The organism is Silanimonas algicola, assembly GCF_054777375.1.
Genome location: NZ_BAAHAS010000002.1, coordinates 171,779 through 186,661, shown reverse-complemented (window position 1 = coordinate 186,661; position 14,883 = coordinate 171,779). Strand labels below are relative to the sequence as shown.

Annotated in this window: 14 protein-coding genes; 13 read left to right on the top strand and 1 reads right to left on the bottom strand. The window is 71.0% G+C overall.

What is annotated here, in order from left to right:
• Positions 1–144 precede the first annotated feature (144 nt).
• From ACYVAK_RS06055 to ACYVAK_RS06010, 10 genes are all read left to right on the top strand, one after another.
• Positions 145–1,434, top strand: a complete 1,290-nt coding sequence (locus tag ACYVAK_RS06055) for a metal-dependent hydrolase family protein (RefSeq protein WP_461058983.1) — start codon at positions 145–147, stop codon at positions 1,432–1,434.
• Positions 1,435–1,510: 76 nt separating this feature from the next.
• Positions 1,511–2,422: a thioredoxin gene (gene trxA, locus ACYVAK_RS06050; RefSeq protein ID WP_461058981.1), complete on the top strand. Its 912-nt coding sequence runs from the start codon at positions 1,511–1,513 to the stop codon at positions 2,420–2,422.
• Between the two features lie 59 nt (positions 2,423–2,481).
• Entirely contained in the window at positions 2,482–2,997 is a 516-nt protein-coding gene (locus ACYVAK_RS06045; protein ID WP_461058979.1) for a DUF4442 domain-containing protein, read from the top strand.
• Between the two features lie 91 nt (positions 2,998–3,088).
• Entirely contained in the window at positions 3,089–5,470 is a 2,382-nt protein-coding gene (locus tag ACYVAK_RS06040) for a protein kinase domain-containing protein (RefSeq protein ID WP_461058978.1), read from the top strand.
• A gap of 18 nt (positions 5,471–5,488) precedes the next feature.
• Positions 5,489–6,136 carry a DUF502 domain-containing protein gene (locus ACYVAK_RS06035; RefSeq protein WP_461058976.1) on the top strand — a complete coding sequence of 216 codons (648 nt, stop codon included), beginning with the start codon at positions 5,489–5,491 and terminating at the stop codon, positions 6,134–6,136.
• Entirely contained in the window at positions 6,133–6,900 is a 768-nt protein-coding gene (locus ACYVAK_RS06030; protein ID WP_461058974.1) for a queuosine precursor transporter, read from the top strand. Before ACYVAK_RS06035 ends, ACYVAK_RS06030 begins: the two co-directional genes overlap by 4 nt.
• Positions 6,901–6,903: 3 nt before the next feature.
• On the top strand, positions 6,904–7,419 hold the full coding sequence (locus ACYVAK_RS06025; RefSeq protein WP_461058972.1) for a hypothetical protein: 516 nt from the start codon (positions 6,904–6,906) through the stop codon (positions 7,417–7,419).
• 76 nt (positions 7,420–7,495) lie between these two features.
• Entirely contained in the window at positions 7,496–9,322 is a 1,827-nt protein-coding gene (locus tag ACYVAK_RS06020) for a DUF885 domain-containing protein (RefSeq protein ID WP_461058970.1), read from the top strand.
• Between the two features lie 74 nt (positions 9,323–9,396).
• Positions 9,397–10,032, top strand: a complete 636-nt coding sequence (locus ACYVAK_RS06015; protein ID WP_461058968.1) for a DJ-1/PfpI family protein — start codon at positions 9,397–9,399, stop codon at positions 10,030–10,032.
• Positions 10,033–10,104: 72 nt separating this feature from the next.
• On the top strand, positions 10,105–11,433 hold the full coding sequence (locus ACYVAK_RS06010) for a hypothetical protein (RefSeq protein WP_461058966.1): 1,329 nt from the start codon (positions 10,105–10,107) through the stop codon (positions 11,431–11,433).
• Between the two features lie 16 nt (positions 11,434–11,449).
• Here ACYVAK_RS06010 and ACYVAK_RS06005 read toward each other — a convergent pair whose 3' ends face one another.
• Entirely contained in the window at positions 11,450–12,184 is a 735-nt protein-coding gene (locus ACYVAK_RS06005; protein WP_461058964.1) for a superoxide dismutase, read from the bottom strand.
• Between the two features lie 123 nt (positions 12,185–12,307).
• Here ACYVAK_RS06005 and ACYVAK_RS06000 point away from each other — a divergent pair, with 123 nt between their 5' ends.
• Genes ACYVAK_RS06000 through ACYVAK_RS05990 form a run of 3 tightly spaced genes read left to right on the top strand, consistent with a single transcriptional unit; the run spans position 12,308 to position 14,873 of the window.
• Positions 12,308–13,051, top strand: coding sequence for an SGNH/GDSL hydrolase family protein (locus ACYVAK_RS06000; RefSeq protein ID WP_461058962.1), 744 nt, complete (start codon positions 12,308–12,310; stop codon positions 13,049–13,051).
• Positions 13,052–13,086: 35 nt separating this feature from the next.
• Positions 13,087–14,172 carry a dihydroorotase gene (gene pyrC / locus ACYVAK_RS05995; RefSeq protein ID WP_461058960.1) on the top strand — a complete coding sequence of 362 codons (1,086 nt, stop codon included), beginning with the start codon at positions 13,087–13,089 and terminating at the stop codon, positions 14,170–14,172.
• Between the two features lie 26 nt (positions 14,173–14,198).
• The gene (locus ACYVAK_RS05990; protein WP_461058958.1) at positions 14,199–14,873 is read left to right on the top strand and encodes a PilZ domain-containing protein; all 675 of its coding nucleotides are present in this window, start codon (positions 14,199–14,201) and stop codon (positions 14,871–14,873) included.
• Positions 14,874–14,883 lie beyond the last annotated feature (10 nt).

The window sequence follows — 14,883 nt, the reverse complement described above, 5'->3', positions numbered from 1 at the left end:
GGCGGTCGGCTGGCGAGCGCCCGGCATTTGGCAAGCCGCCAAGGGTACCGCAGCGGCCGCGCAGGCCGTAGAGTCGGTCGCTGCGCCGCAGGCTGTGCCGGGGCCCGCGTCGAATGCCCTACCGGCCCCTCAAGGAGAGTGCCGATGTCGCTTCGCCCCGGCCTGCTGGCCGCCGCCGTCCTGTCCGCCCTGCCCCTGCAGGCCGCCCCCACCGCCCTGCAGTGCGGCGACGTCTTCGACGCCAAGGCCGGCCGCCTGATCGGCGCACAAACCATCGTGGTCGACGCCGGCCGCATCACGGCGCTGCGACCCGGCAAGATCGAGGTGCCCGGCGCGACGGCGATCGACCTGTCGGGCCACACCTGCTCGCCGGGCTGGATCGACCTGCACGTGCACGTCGGCCAGGAATCCAACCCGAACAGCTACTCCGAGGGCTTCCGCCTCGACGACGTCGACTTCGCCCTGCGCGCCACGCAGTACACGCGCCGCACCGTGGAGGCCGGCTTCACCACCGTGCGCGACCTGGGCGGCGAGATCAGCCCGCACCTGCGCGACGCGATCAACGCCGGCATCGTCCCCGGCCCGCGCATCTACGCCGCGGGCAAGTCGATCGCCACGACCGGCGGCCATGCCGACCCCACCAATGGGCTGAACAGCCAGCTGTCGAACCTGCTGGGCGCACCGGGGCCTACGGAAGGCGTCATCAATGGGGTCGATGCCGCGCGCCAGGCCGTGCGTCAGCGATACAAGGAAGGCAGCGACACGATCAAGATCACCGCCACCGGCGGCGTGCTGAGCTACGCCCGCAGCCCCGACGCGCCGCAGTTCACCGTCGAGGAGATCCGCGCCATCGTCGACACCGCGAAGGACTATGGCTACACGGTGGCGGCGCACGCGCACGGTGACGTGGGCATGCGTCGCGCCATCGAGGGCGGCGTCACCAGCATCGAGCACGGGACCTTCATGAGCGAGGCCACCATGCGCCTGATGAAGGAAAAGGGCACCTGGTACGTGCCGACGCTGTCGGCGGGCCGCTTCGTCGGCGAGAAGGCCGAGATCGACGGCTACTACCCGGAAATCGTCCGCCCGAAGGCGCGGGCCGTCGGTCGCCAGATCATGGCGACCTTCGCCAAGGCGTATTCGATGGGCGTGCCGATCGCCTTCGGCACCGACGCCGGCGTAAGCCCCCACGGCGACAACGCCCGTGAGTTCGAGTTCATGGTGGAGGGCGGCATGCCCGCCAGCGCCGCCTTGCAGGCCGCCACGGTGAACGCAGCGACCGTGCTCGGCGCCAGCGACCTCGGGCAACTCGCCCCCGGCTTCATCGCCGACGTGGTCGCCGTGCCCGGCAACCCCGTCGCCGACATCGGCCTCACCCGGCGGGTCGCCTTCGTGATGAAGGACGGCGCCGTGGTGAAACCGCTGGCGAACTGACCGCCTTGCAAGCCGGCGCCCCCGCCCCCATCCGTGGGGGCGTCGGCGCGATGCGCCTTCCCCTCATGAGACTTCGATGATCCGCCTTGACGCCTTCGGCACCCCGCCCGCCGCCGCTCCCGCCACCGACGCCGCCTCGCCCCACGTGTTCGACGCGACCCTCGAGCGCTTCGAAGCCGAGGTGCTGCTGAAATCGAAGGAGGTGCCGGTCCTCGTCGACTTCTGGGCCACGTGGTGCGGCCCCTGCAAGACGCTGGGGCCCATCCTCGAGAAGCTGGCCGCGGAGTTCCACGGCGCCTTCCTGCTGGCGAAGGTCGACGTGGACAAGGAGCAGCAGCTCGCCGGCTACTTCCAGATCCGCTCCGTGCCCACGGTGATGCTGCTCAAGGGCGGGCAGATCGTCGATGGCTTCCCCGGGGCGCTGCCGGAAGGCCAGCTCAAGCAGTTCCTCGCCCAGCACGGCATCACGCCGGCCGAGCCCGCCGCCGAATCGGCCGTGGCGGAAGCCCCGCCGGTCGATCCGGAAGCGGACGTCATCCGCCTGCGCCACGCAGTGGCCGACGCCCCGGACGACGGCGCGCTGAAGCTCGACCTCGTGCTGGCCCTGCTGAAGGTGGGGGCCGCGGGCGAGGCCGAGGGCCTGCTCGATGCCCTGCCCGCCAACCTCGCCACCGACGACCGCGCCGTGAAGGCCCGCGCCCGGCTGGGCTTCGCCGCCCTGCTCAAGGACGCGCCACAAGCCACCGTGCTCGAACAGGCCATCGCCGCCAATCCCGACGACCTGCGCGCCCGCCACCTGCTCGGCGCGCGCCGCTTGGTCGAGGGCGAGTCGGAAGCCGGCCTCACCCAGTTCCTCGAGATGCTCAAGCGCGACCGCGCCTACGAGGACGGCCTGCCGAAGAAGGCCCTGATCGACGCCTTCCGCGTGGTGGACGACGAGGATCTCGTCGGGGCGTACCGCAGGAAGATGGCCTCCGTGCTCTTCTGAACGCCGCCATACGGCGGCGTATGGCATGATCCGACGCCCGCGCCCGATTCCCTTCCACCATGCCGCCCCGCCTGCTCCGCCACCTTTTCAACGTCTGGCCGCCTTTCCTGCTGTCCGGCATCCACGTCACCCATCTGGGCACCGACTGGCGAAGCGCCGAAGTGGAACTCCGGATGCGGCCTTGGAACCGCAACTACGTGGGGACGCACTTCGGCGGCTCGCTGTTCGCGATGACCGATCCGTTCTGGATGATCCTCACGCTGCGCGCGCTCGGCGAGGACTACGTGGTCTGGGACAAGGCCGGGGAGATCGAATTCGTGAAGCCGGGACGCGGCACCGTGCGCTGCCGTTTCGACCTCGGAGACGCCCTGCTCGAAGAGTTCCGCGCCGAGGCCGCCGGTGGCGGCAAGGTGCTGCGCTGGATGGACTGCCCGGTCGTCGACGCCGAGGGCGACGTGGTGGCCCGCGTACGCAAGCAGCTCTACGTGCGCCTGAAGCCGCGCGCCCGGCCTGCTGCGGGGCCGGAACGTGACGGACTTCACGGCTCGACGGGCGCCACCGCCACGGAGGCCTGATCGACGCTGATCGCGGCGGATTGTCCGCTGGACAGGGTCGGGATGACGCGCGAAGCTGGCGCCCCGCTCGCCCCCGTCGACCCTGCCGCCCATGGCCATCCTGCGCTTCACGCCGTCGCCCGACGAGGAGATGTCGCCGGAGGAGCTGTCGGCCCTGCTGACCTCCGTGATGCCCGACATCCCCGGTTACCGGGTGATGCGCCGCATCGGCAAGGGCGGCATGAGCTTCGTGTACCTCGCGGTGCAGGAATCGCTGGACCGCCAGGTGGCGATCAAGATCACGGCACCGGAGATCCTCCGCGACGAGATCAGCAAGCAACGCTTCGAGCAGGAAGCGCGGACGATCGCCAAGCTCGAGCACCCCTGCATCGTCGGCATCTACGAGGTGGGCCGCTCGCCGCAGGGGCTGATGTATTACGTGATGCCCTACCTGTCGAAGGGCCACCTCGGCCAGCGCGACCTGCGCAACGACGAAGCGCGGATCATCGCCGTGCTGCGCTCGCTGCTGTCGGCGCTGGGCTACGCGCACACGCGCGGCATCGTCCACCGCGACGTCAAGGCCGAGAACGTGCTGTTCGACAACGCCGACCGCCCGGTGCTGGCGGATTTCGGCATCGCGCTGCCGTTCCGCAGCTCGACGCGCATCACCAACGTCGGCTTCGCGGTCGGCAGCGCCGCCTACATGGCCCCCGAGCAGGCGCGCGGCGACAACGTCGACGGCCGTGCCGACCTCTATGCGGTCGGCGTGCTGGCCTACGAGATGGTCACCGGCCACCTGCCGTTCCAGGCCAACGACGCCCTGGCGCTGGCGGTGATGCACGCGCACGACCCGATCCCGCCGCTGCCGAGCAACCGCCGGCACTGGCAGCCGTTCATCTCGCTGGCGATGGCGAAGACGAAGGAGCAGCGCTTCCGCAACGCCGAGCAGATGCTCAGCGCGCTCGACGAACTGGAACGCCGCCAACGCCTGGGTTCCGCCTCCACGGACGCGCCGACCGAACCCGCAGCGACACCCATCGGTCGAAGCACCGAGGAAACCGAGGCCGCCGCGCGCCCCCTGGGGCGCTGGGTGGGAATCGCAGCGATCGTGCTCGCGCTGGCGGGTGCCGCCGCGTGGTGGACGGCATCGCGCGAGGGCGCACCCGACTTCCTGACCATCGACAGCAGCGCGCCGCCCCCCATCCAGGATCCCATCGGCTCGGTGGCGATTGCCGCGGGTGCGGCGCCGGCGCCGGCGCCTGGCGCGTCCGCACCCGCCCCCCTCCCAACCGCTGCCGAGGCCGGGACGGCGGACAACGACGGTGCCGACGCCCCACTTGCCACGGTCCCCGCCGTCGCGCCCGCGGCCATGGCGTTCGTCTCGCGCCCCCTGCCCTACGATCCGCGCATGCCTGCGGCGCGCGAGCTGGCGGCGGCGCAGCGCCAGATCGCACGGCTGCGGCTATCGACTCCCGCAGGCGACAACGCCGTGGAATCCCTGCTCGCCGCGCGTCGCCTCGCACCGCGCGATCCCGGCCTGCCCAGCCTCGAAGCCGCCCTGCTCCGCGCTTTCGGCACCCAGATCGACAAGGCGCTGGGCGCCGATGACGGCCCCAACGCCGGCGCGCTGTGGCAGCGGGCGCAGCGCTACGTGGAGCAGGCCGGTATCGGCGACAGCCCGGGCTGGCGTGCCCTCGTCGACGCCCGCGCGTCGGCGATCGAGCGCCGGCTCGCCGATGCGGCAACGCGCCGCGATGCCGCCGAATTGAAGCGCGCCACTGACGAGATCGCGCTCTACGGCTTCGACGAGGCGCGTTTCGCCGACGCCATCCGAACCGCGCGCCGCGCCCTGTTGCCCCGGCCCGGGAGCCGCCTCGAGGGCAACGGCCCGCCCATGCGCCTCGTCACCGCGCCCGGCGAGGCGCGACCGGGCCTCGCGGCCATGGAAACGGAAGTCACGCGCGGGGAGTTCCTCGCTTTCGTCCAGGCCACCGGACGCGCCGTGTCGCGCTGCCGCGGCGGCTTCCTCGAGCGGCGCACATGGAACGACCCCGGATTCTCCCAGACCGCGCGCGACCCGGCCGTTTGCGTCACCGCGGCCGACGCCGATGCGTACGCGCAATGGCGCGGGCAGCGCGACGGCGTGCGCTACCGGCTGCCCACGGCGGACGAATGGCGGCGCCTGAGCGCGGGGGCTCCGAGCGATTGCGCCGGCACCCGCCTCGGCTGCGACCGCCGCGAGGGCACGGTCGCCGCGGGCGTGGGCAAGGCGTCGCCGCTGGGCCTGATCGATATCGGCGGCAACGTCCGCGAATGGTTGGCCGGCGGCCGCGAGACGGCCGGCGCGGGCTGGCGCACCGACGCCGCCGAGGCGCGGGCCGGGGCGACGCAGGCGGTGGGCGACGAACGCGGGCAGGACGATCTCGGATTCCGCCTCGTCCGCGAGGTCTCGCTCGACGAGCTGCTCGACGCCTCCCCGCGCCGTCCACGCTGAGACCGCTACGATGGTCGCATGCGCAACCTCCGCACCTGGTTCCTCACCGGCCTGCTGACCCTGCTGCCGCTCTGGCTGGCGTGGCTGGTCGTGAGCGTCGTCTTCAGCCTGCTCTCCGACCTGTCGCGCCCCTGGGTCGGCCCCCTGCTCAACGGGCTGGCCGGCGCGGAGCCCGACGTCTTCGGTTGGGCGGCCCATCCCTGGGTGCTTCCCGTCGTCGCCCTCGTGGGCACGCTGCTCATCATCGTCGGCGTCGGTGCGCTGACCCGCCGCGTCGTCGGCCAGACCCTGCTGCGCTGGACCGAGGGCCTGATCGCCCGCGTGCCGCTCGTCAACGTCATCTACTCGAGCGCCCGCAAGCTGCTCGACTTGCTGCAACACCCGCCCGGCGGCGGCGCCCAGCGCGTCGTGCTCATCGACTTCCCGCACCGTGACATGAAGGCCGTGGGCTTCGTCACCCGGACGCTGCGCGAAGAGGGCACCGGCCGGGAGCTCGCGGCCGTCTACGTGCCAACGACGCCGAACCCCACGTCGGGCTACCTCGAGATCGTGCCCGTCGATCGGCTCACGCCGACCCAGTGGAGCTTCGACGAGGCGATGGCCTTCATCATTTCCGGCGGCGCGGTCGCACCGACGGACGTTCCGTTCGAGGGGCCTCGCCCTTGAGCCTCATCGACGACCGTGCGACGCGGCTGTACCTCGTGCTGGCGGCGTTCTTCGCCGTCAACGCCGTCCTCGCCAACTTCATCGGGGTGAAGATCTTCGCCCTGGAGGACACCCTCGGCACCGCTCCGTTCGCCTGGCACCTGTTCGGCCAGAGCGGCTCGCTCTCCTTCACCGCCGGCGTGCTGGTCTGGCCGCTGGTGTTCGTGCTCACCGACCTCGTCAACGAGTTCTACGGCCGGCGCGGCGTCCGCTTCATCAGCCTGCTCTCGGTTGGCTTGATCCTCTACGGCTTCGCTTTCGCCTACGCGGCCATCGCGCTGGCCCCGGCCAGCTGGTGGGTGGGCGCCGCGGCGGCGCAAGGGGTGCCCGACCAGCAGGCCGCGTTCGCGGCGATCTTCGGCCAGGGCCTGTGGATCATCCTCGGTTCGACCGTGGCCTTCCTCGTCGGCCAGTTGGTCGACGTCGCGATCTTCGTGCGAATCCGGCGCATGACGGGCGAGCGATGGGTCTGGCTGCGGGCCACGGGCTCGACGGCCGTCTCCCAGCTGATCGACAGCTTCATCGTCCTCTACATCGCCTTCGTCATCGGCCCTCAGGCGTGGCCCACGTCGCTGTGGGCCGCGGTAGGCACCGTGAACTACGGCTACAAGATGGCCGCCGCGGTGGCACTGATCCCGCTCATCTATCTTTCCCGCCGCGCCTTCACCGCATGGCTCGGCCGTGAGCGCGCCGAGCGGCTGCGGATGGCGGCCGCGCAGGACTGAACCATGCGTGCCTCGCGTATCGGCGAACGTCCCCGGCCGCGCAAACGCACCCTCACGCTGAACGCCGCATTCTTCGTCGGCATGGGGCTCGTCGTGGCGTTGGCATGGTGGGTCCACGGCGACGAACCCCCGGGCTTGCGCGGCGAGCCCGATTTTTCGCCATGGCGTGGCGCGCCCTTCCTCGTGGTGTACGGTGCGCCCTCCTGCGACGCCTGCGTCGCCCAGTGGCGGACGCTGCAACCCACGCTGCCAGGCGACCTGCGCGTGGTGCACCTTCTGACGCGCGACGCCAACGGCAGCGTCGCGGACGCAGCGGCGCTCGAGGACTGGGCGGCCAGGCTGCGGGTGCCGCGCGCATCCGTGCTGCCCGCCGACCTCACCCGTTCCACGCTGCCCGCCGTCGTACTGCGCAACGGCCGGGCGCGCTGGCGGTTCGAACACGCCGGCCCTTGGGACGCCGACGCGCGCGCCCGCTTCGAACGCGCCCTCCGCTTGGAACGCCCGCCTCCGCAACCGTGACCTCAGGCCCATGCGGTGCCCGGCGCACGGGACGACCCTTGGCGGGTACCCAGGGCCTTCGCGCCCGCTTCCGGAGTTGCCCACGATGACCCTGCGCCCGATGTCCCTTGCCCTCGCGATCGGCCTCGCGTTCGGCCTGCCCAGCCTCGCCCAGGCACAGGCCGCTCCGGCGGCGAACGAGGCCACGGACGAGGCTGCGAAGCCGGCGGACGCCGCCGTGGACGCCCTGTTCGCCGAGTATTGGGAGGCGTCGCTCGCACTCTCCCCGCTGCGTGCCACCTTCGTCGGCGACGCCCGCTACAACGACCAGTTGCCCGACGTGTTCAGCGCCGCGGCGCGCGCCGAGTCCGCCGCATTCAACCGCGCCTGGCTGGCGCGCGTGGCCGCGATCGAGGTCGGGACCCTTTCGCCCCAGCAGCGCCTCGGGGTCGAGATCCTCAAGCGCGACCTCGAACTCGAGATCGAAGGCGAACGTTTCCCGGCATGGCAGCAACCGCTGAACCAGTTCTACAACCTGGCGGCCACCTTCGCCCAGCTCGGCTCGGGCACCGGCGCGCAGCCCTTCAAGACCACGCAGGACTACGACAATTGGCTGAAGCGCGCCTCGCGCCTGCCTGTCCTGTTCAACTCGATGCAGGGCAACATGCGCGAAGGCATGGCCAACGGCGTGGTCCAGCCACGCGTGCTGATGGAGAAGGTGCTGCCGCAGCTCGATGCGTTGATCAAGGACAAGGCCGAAGACACCCTGTTCTGGAAGCCGATCACGGCCTTCCCGGAAGGGGTCGCCAACGCGGACCGTGAGCGCCTCACCGCGGAGTACAAGGCCCTGATCGAAACGCAGCTGATGCCGGCCTATCGCGAGCTGCGCCGCTTCGTCGCCGAGGAGTACCTGCCGGAGACGCGCGAGACCGTGGCGCTTTCGGCCCTGCCGGATGGCCAGGCCTGGTACGCGTACATGGCGAGGACGCAGACCACCACCGACCTGACGCCGGCGCAGATCCATCACATCGGCCTCTCCGAAGTGGCGCGCATCCACGGCGAGATGCGCGGGGTGATGGCGCAGATGGCCTTCGAGGGCAGCCTGCAGGACTTCTTCGTGCACATGACCACGGCGAAGGAGTACGAGTATCCCTCCGAAGAAGCGCTGCTCGCCGACTACAACGCCCTGCGCGGGCGCATCGACGCGCGCGCACTGGAACTGTTCTCGCTGGTACCGAAGGCCGGCTTCGAGATCCGCCCGGTGGAGGCCTTCCGCGCCGCATCGGCGGCCGGCGGCAGCTACATGCGCCCCAGCCAGGACGGCTCGCGCCCGGGCGTGTTCTACGTCAACACCTACGACCTGCCGAGCCGGAAGAACTGGGACCGCGACGCGCTCTACCTGCACGAGGCGGTGCCCGGCCACCACTTCCAGCTCGCCCTGCAGCAGGAGCTGACGGGCCTCCCGATGTTCCGTCGATTCGGCGGGGAAACCGCGTTCTCCGAGGGCTGGGGCCTGTATGCGGAGTCCCTCGGGAAGGAGCTCGGCGCGTACGACACGCCGCAGCTCTACTTCGGCCGACTGCAGGCCGAGCTGTGGCGCGCGATCCGGCTGGTGGTCGACACCGGCCTGCACAGCAAGGGGTGGACCCGCGAGCAGGTGATCGCCTACATGAAGGACAACTCGGCCACCACCGACACCGAGGCCGTGTCCGAAGCCGAGCGCTACATCGCCATCCCGGGCCAGGCGCTGGCCTACAAGATCGGCGAGCTGAAGATCCTCGAGCTTCGCGCCCGCGCGGCGCGCGAACTCGGCGACCGCTTCGACATCAAGGCCTTCCACGCCGAAGTGCTGCAGGACGGCTCGATCCCGCTCTCGGTGCTGGAGGCGAAGATCGACCGCTTCATCGCGGCAAACAAGGGCTGAGGCCACATGGCGAGGCTGCACGGCAACGCCTGCCTTTCCACCGCGCGGGGCGCGGCGCCGACGCGCGACGACGCATGAACCGCCGTCGGGTGGCGATCGTGGTGTTCGACGAGGTGGAGGTGCTCGACTTCGCCGGGCCGTTCGAGGTGTTCTCGGCCCTGCGCCTCGACGAGACCAACCGGCGCGAATCGGCCTCGCCCTACGACGTGCTCCTGGCTGGCGTGGCGCCCGGACGGGTGCACGGCCGAGGCGGCCTGAAGGTGGAGCCCGATTGCACCGTGGCCGATCTTGATCCCGCCACGTTGGACACCCTGGTGGTGCCGGGCGGCTACGGCGTCCGTCCGCTGCTGCAGGACGCCGTGTTCCTCGAATGGCTGCGCGCCGCCGCGCCACTGCCGCGCCGACTCGCGTCGGTCTGTACCGGGAGCCTCCTGCTGGCCGCGGCGGGCCAGCTCGATGGCCGCTCCGCCACCACGCATGGGCAGAGCCTGGACCGGCTGGCCCGCGACTGGCCGTCCGTGCTCGTGGAGCGCGAACGCCGCTGGGTGATCGACGGACGCATCGCCACTTCGGCCGGCATCAGTGCGGGCATCGACCTCGCGCTGAAACTGGTCGCGGCCGACTACGGCGAAACGCTGGCACGCGCCACCGCGGCCTACATGGAATACCCGTGGCCGGCCAGCGACGGCCGCCGGCTGCCGATGGGCTGAGCGCCCTTCGGGCGTGATTGCCCGGAGGGACGCAGCGTGTCAGCGTTCGCCCGTCCCAACGACCCGCGCCCAATGACCCCGCCCCCCACGACCGCGTCGGCCGAGCCCGGCCACACGCTCCCCCAGCGCACAACGCCGACCTGGGAGATGGAGATCCTCCTCTCCGGCGCCACGGTGTTCGCGCTGTTCCAGGCCTACGTCGAGCTCAATGCCGCGTTGTTCTGGCTGTTCGAGCGCCTTCCCAGTGACCTCGGCGGCATCGTCAGCCCGCTGGGCCTTTACGTGCAGGGAGGCGTGCTCGGACTCGCGCTGGGCTTCCTCGTCCACCTGTTGCTGCGCGCCGTGTGGGTCTCGCTGGTCGGACTCCGCTCGGTGGATCCCGAGGGTCGGCTGCGCGACAACGAGAACTTGGGACCGGCGCAGCGGCTGCTGCTCGGCGAAGCGCTCGATGCCCTGCCCCAACGCATCGCCGCGCTCGACGATGCCGCCACGCTGGTGTTCGGTGCGGCCCTCGGGCTGGCGAAGATGATGGCGGGACTGACGCTGACGCTCGGGCTGGTCTTCCTCCTCGCTTATGCGTTCACGACGGGCCTCGGGCTCGACGAGCATCTCGTCGCCATCAACTTCGGCTTCCTGGCGGCATGGATCCTGCCGTTGATGGTCGCGACGATGGCCGACAACCACGCGGGCAAGCGAGGACGCACTGCATCGCGCTGGGTCACTGCCCTCCTCCGCGTCTATGCGCTCGCCGGCTTCACCGCCGACCGGAACCTGGGCACGACCATGGCCACCTACCGCGTCGCCGGGGCCAAGCGGGGTTGGCGCGCCCAGTTCGCCATCGCGACGGTCGTCACCGGCGTCATCCTGCTCGCGCTGCTGGTACCGGTGCTGCAGCACCGCAGCATCGGCCGGCTGCTGGACGGCGCGTTTCCGGTGCTTGACGCCGGCGATCCGGGGGCACTCCGCGCGGTCCACTACCTGGACCGGCAGCGACCCGGAGAACGACAGATGGTGCCCGCCTTGCCCAGCGACGTACTGACCGGACCGTACGCCAAACTGTGGATCCCCTACGTGCCGGAATGGCATGACGCGGCGCTGGGGCTCTGCACGAAGGACGCTGGCGCCGACTGGCGGTCCGATGTCGCGGCCAGCCGCGCCGTGCTGGATTGCGTCTCCGCCACCCAGCCGATCCGACTGGATGGACGTCCGGTCGATGCGCCATGGTGGTGGAGCGAGGACACGCGGCACGACCGCCGCGGCTTCCAGGTGATGATCGACCTGCGGGCACGGCCCACCGGGCCGTTCGTGTTGGAGATCGACCAGCCCGGATCGCAGCGTCAGCTCGACGACAACGCCACCGGCGACGACGACCTGCCGTGGCGGATCCCGTTCTGGCGCTGATGGCGTCCCGCCCGGCTCAGCGGGCCGTCGCGGCGGTCGCCGCGCCGAAGCGCCGGCTGACCTCGTTCCAGTTGACGACGTCCCACCAGGCCGAGACGTAGTCGCCGCGGACGTTCCTGTACTTCAGGTAGTAGGCGTGCTCCCACACGTCGAGACCCAGCACCGGCGTACCGCGCACCTCGGCGACGTCCATCAGCGGGTTGTCCTGGTTGGGCGTGCTGGCGATGGCAAGCGAACCGTCGGCCTTGACGATCAACCACGCCCAGCCCGAGCCGAATCGCGTCGCGGCCGCCTGCGAGAACTGCCGCTTCATCGCATCCATCGAGCCGAACGTCGTGTCGATGGCCGCCGCCAACTCGGCCGAGGGCGCACCGCCCTTGCCCGCCGGTGCCATCACCGACCAGAACAGGCTGTGGTTGTAATGCCCACCGAGGTTGTTGCGCACGCCCGGCGGCAAGGTCGACACGCGGGCAAGCAGCGGCTCGATGTCACCGTCCCTAAGCTCGGGCACGGTCGCGGCCAGCTGGTTCAGGCCGGCCACCTGCGCGCCATGGTGGCGCTCGTGGTGGATCGTCATGGTCTCCGCGTCGATCGCCGGCTCCAGCGCGTTCGCGGCGTAGGGCAGCGGCGGCAGCGCGTATGGGCCCTGGGCGACCGGTGCGGCGGCCGTGGCCGGCGCGGTTGGCGCCTGGGCGGCGATGGGCGTAGCGATGGCGAGACCGACGACGAGGGCGATCGGGGCAAGGCGCATGGCGGTTCCAGCGGTTTACGGGACCGCCATGGTGACCGGCGCACCGTCGGCGGGGCGTCATGCGGCGCGCCCGGCGGACATCGCCGACGCCATACTTCGACTCCTCCCCCTGCCCGACCCGCCATGCTCTGGAAACGCGCCCTGTTCTGGGGATTGATGCCGCTCGCCGCGCCGCAAGGCCTGCACCTCAAGCGCACCGCCCCCCGTTTCGCACCCGCACCAGGACCGCGCGAAGGCCGCGTGGGCGACGGGCCACCGATGCATGTGCTCGCCCTCGGCGATTCGGTGATCGACGGCGTGGGTTGCCCCAGCGTCGAGCAGGCCCTTGCCGGACACTTCAGCCGCGAATTGGCTGCGGTGTTCGCGCGCGAGGTGCGCTGGCGCGCACTGGGCCGCACCGGCGCCTGCGTGCGCGAGTTGGGCGAAACGCTGCTGCCCGCCGTGCCGGCCGCAGCCTGGGACCTCGTGCTGGTGTCGGTGGGCGTGAACGACGTTTCCGGGCTGACGCGCAGCGCCGACTTCGAGCGACGCCTCGTCGAACTGGTGGACGGCCTGCGGTCGCGGGCGCCACGCGCCACGGTCCTGCTCTGCGGCCTGCCCCGCATGCAGCACTTCCCGCTGCTGCCCCAGCCCCTGCGCTTTGCCGCCGGCCTGCGCGCACAGACGCTGGATGCGCTCGCGGCCCGCGTCGCGACGCGACGACCGGGCGTGCTGCACGAGCCCACCACCTACGTGCCGCGCCCGGACGAGTTCGCCCCCGACGGTTACCACGCCAACGCCGCCACGCAGGGCGCCTGGGCCGCGGTGCTGGCGAGGCGCCTCGCCGAGCGCTGGCAGCCGGCGCCCTGGACGGCGATGGCAGACTAGCGGACTCGGCCCTGCCCTTCCTTGCCTCCCATCCCATGACCCTCGCCCACCACTTCACCCGGCCGGCTTCGGTGCCCGAAGGCACGACGCTGACCATCGCCCGCCCCGACGACTGGCACCTGCACCTTCGCGACGGCGAGCAGCTCAACGCCGTCCTGCCGCACACGGCCGCCCAGTTCGGTCGCGCCATCGTGATGCCGAACCTGAAGCCGCCGGTGACGACCACCGCGCTGGCCGCGGCCTACCGCGAGCGCATTCTCGCCGCTCGCCCGGCCGGCTCGGATTTCGAGCCGTTGATGACGCTCTACCTCACCGACAACACGCCCGGCGACGAGATCCGCCGCGCGAAGGACAGCGGCTTCGTCCACGCCGTGAAGCTCTACCCCGCGGGCGCGACCACGAACTCGGATTCCGGCGTCACCGACCTCAAGCACACCTACAGGGCGCTCGAGGCCATGCAGGACGTGGGCATGGTGCTGGCCATCCACGGCGAGGTCACCGACCGCGACATCGACGTTTTCGACCGCGAGAAGGTCTTCATCGACGAGAAGCTGGAGCCGCTACGCCGCGATTTCCCGGGGCTTCGCGTGGTCTTCGAGCACATCACCACCAAGGACGCCGCCGAGTACGTGCGCGACGCCGGAGGCGACATCGCCGCGACGATCACCGCGCACCACCTGCTCTACAACCGCAATGCCATCTTCACCGGGGGCATCCGTCCGCACTACTACTGCCTGCCGGTGCTGAAACGCGAAGTGCATCGCCAGGCACTCGTCACCGCGGCCACCTCGGGCAGCCCGCGCTTCTTCCTCGGCACCGACTCGGCGCCGCATGCGAAGGGGGACAAGGAGTCCGACTGCGGCTGCGCCGGCTGCTACACCGCCCTGCATGCCATGGAGCTGTACACGAGTGCGTTCGAGGCGGCCGGCGCGCTGGATCGGCTCGAAGGCTTCGCCAGCCACTTCGGCCCGGACTTCTACCGGCTGCCACGGCATGCCTCGCGCGTCGCGCTGCGCAAGGACGCGAACGTGATCCCCGCGGCACTGCCGTACGGCGACAAGACCGTCGTGCCTCTCGCCGCCGGTGAAACGCTGGCATGGCGATTCCTCGGCGCCGCCTGATCCCCCCCCGCGAAAAGGACGAGCCCATGCCCGCCGATGCTTCCCACGCGACGCCCCTGCCGTTCCGACAGCTGCGCCTGCGCCCGAAGACCCTGCTTCAGACCTGGCGGACCGGTGATTCCGGCATCACACAAGAGTGGCAGTTCTGCGCGGCCATCGAGGGCAAGGGGCTCATGCTGGCGCCCTTGCCCGGGCAGAGGATGTCGCCCGTCAGCACGGGGGTGCGATACGGCGTCCAAGGCTTCACCGGACAGTACGATTTCCAGTTCGAAACCGAGGCTGTGGGTACCTTTGACGCGCCCTTCGTGTATGCCTTGCTCGCATGGCCGGACGCCGTGCAGGCGCGCTTGGTGCGCCAGGCCCTGCGCGTGCGGACGCTGCTCCCCGCGCAGCTCGCCCCCATCGCCGGTAGGGCCGAGGGCCAAGCCGCCTCGGTGCTGGACCTGAGCCCCGCCGGCGCCCTGGTGGAGACGCTGCATCCGACGGGTGGCGTGGGCGACGCGCTGCGCATCACCTTCGTCGTCGACGCCGAAGGCGAGAAGACCCAGATCAGCACCGAAGCGGTGATCTGCCACCGCCGCGCGATGGAGGCACCGAGCCGCGAGCGCCTGGGCCTGAGCTTCCGCGCCCTGCCGAAGACCGAGCGCCTCGTGCTGTCGATCTACCTCAAGGACATCGCCGACACGTTCGACCCGGCCTGAGGCACACGGC

Coding starts and splice junctions, on each gene's coding strand:
- ACYVAK_RS06055 (WP_461058983.1), top strand. CDS start 145: ATGTCGCTTCGCCCCGGCCTGCTGGCCGCCGCCGTCCTGTCCGCCCTG.
- trxA (WP_461058981.1), top strand. CDS start 1,511: ATGATCCGCCTTGACGCCTTCGGCACCCCGCCCGCCGCCGCTCCCGCC.
- ACYVAK_RS06045 (WP_461058979.1), top strand. CDS start 2,482: ATGCCGCCCCGCCTGCTCCGCCACCTTTTCAACGTCTGGCCGCCTTTC.
- ACYVAK_RS06040 (WP_461058978.1), top strand. CDS start 3,089: ATGGCCATCCTGCGCTTCACGCCGTCGCCCGACGAGGAGATGTCGCCG.
- ACYVAK_RS06035 (WP_461058976.1), top strand. CDS start 5,489: ATGCGCAACCTCCGCACCTGGTTCCTCACCGGCCTGCTGACCCTGCTG.
- ACYVAK_RS06025 (WP_461058972.1), top strand. CDS start 6,904: ATGCGTGCCTCGCGTATCGGCGAACGTCCCCGGCCGCGCAAACGCACC.
- ACYVAK_RS06015 (WP_461058968.1), top strand. CDS start 9,397: ATGAACCGCCGTCGGGTGGCGATCGTGGTGTTCGACGAGGTGGAGGTG.
- ACYVAK_RS06010 (WP_461058966.1), top strand. CDS start 10,105: ATGACCCCGCCCCCCACGACCGCGTCGGCCGAGCCCGGCCACACGCTC.
- ACYVAK_RS06005 (WP_461058964.1), bottom strand. CDS start 12,184: ATGCGCCTTGCCCCGATCGCCCTCGTCGTCGGTCTCGCCATCGCTACG.
- ACYVAK_RS06000 (WP_461058962.1), top strand. CDS start 12,308: ATGCTCTGGAAACGCGCCCTGTTCTGGGGATTGATGCCGCTCGCCGCG.
- pyrC (WP_461058960.1), top strand. CDS start 13,087: ATGACCCTCGCCCACCACTTCACCCGGCCGGCTTCGGTGCCCGAAGGC.
- ACYVAK_RS05990 (WP_461058958.1), top strand. CDS start 14,199: ATGCCCGCCGATGCTTCCCACGCGACGCCCCTGCCGTTCCGACAGCTG.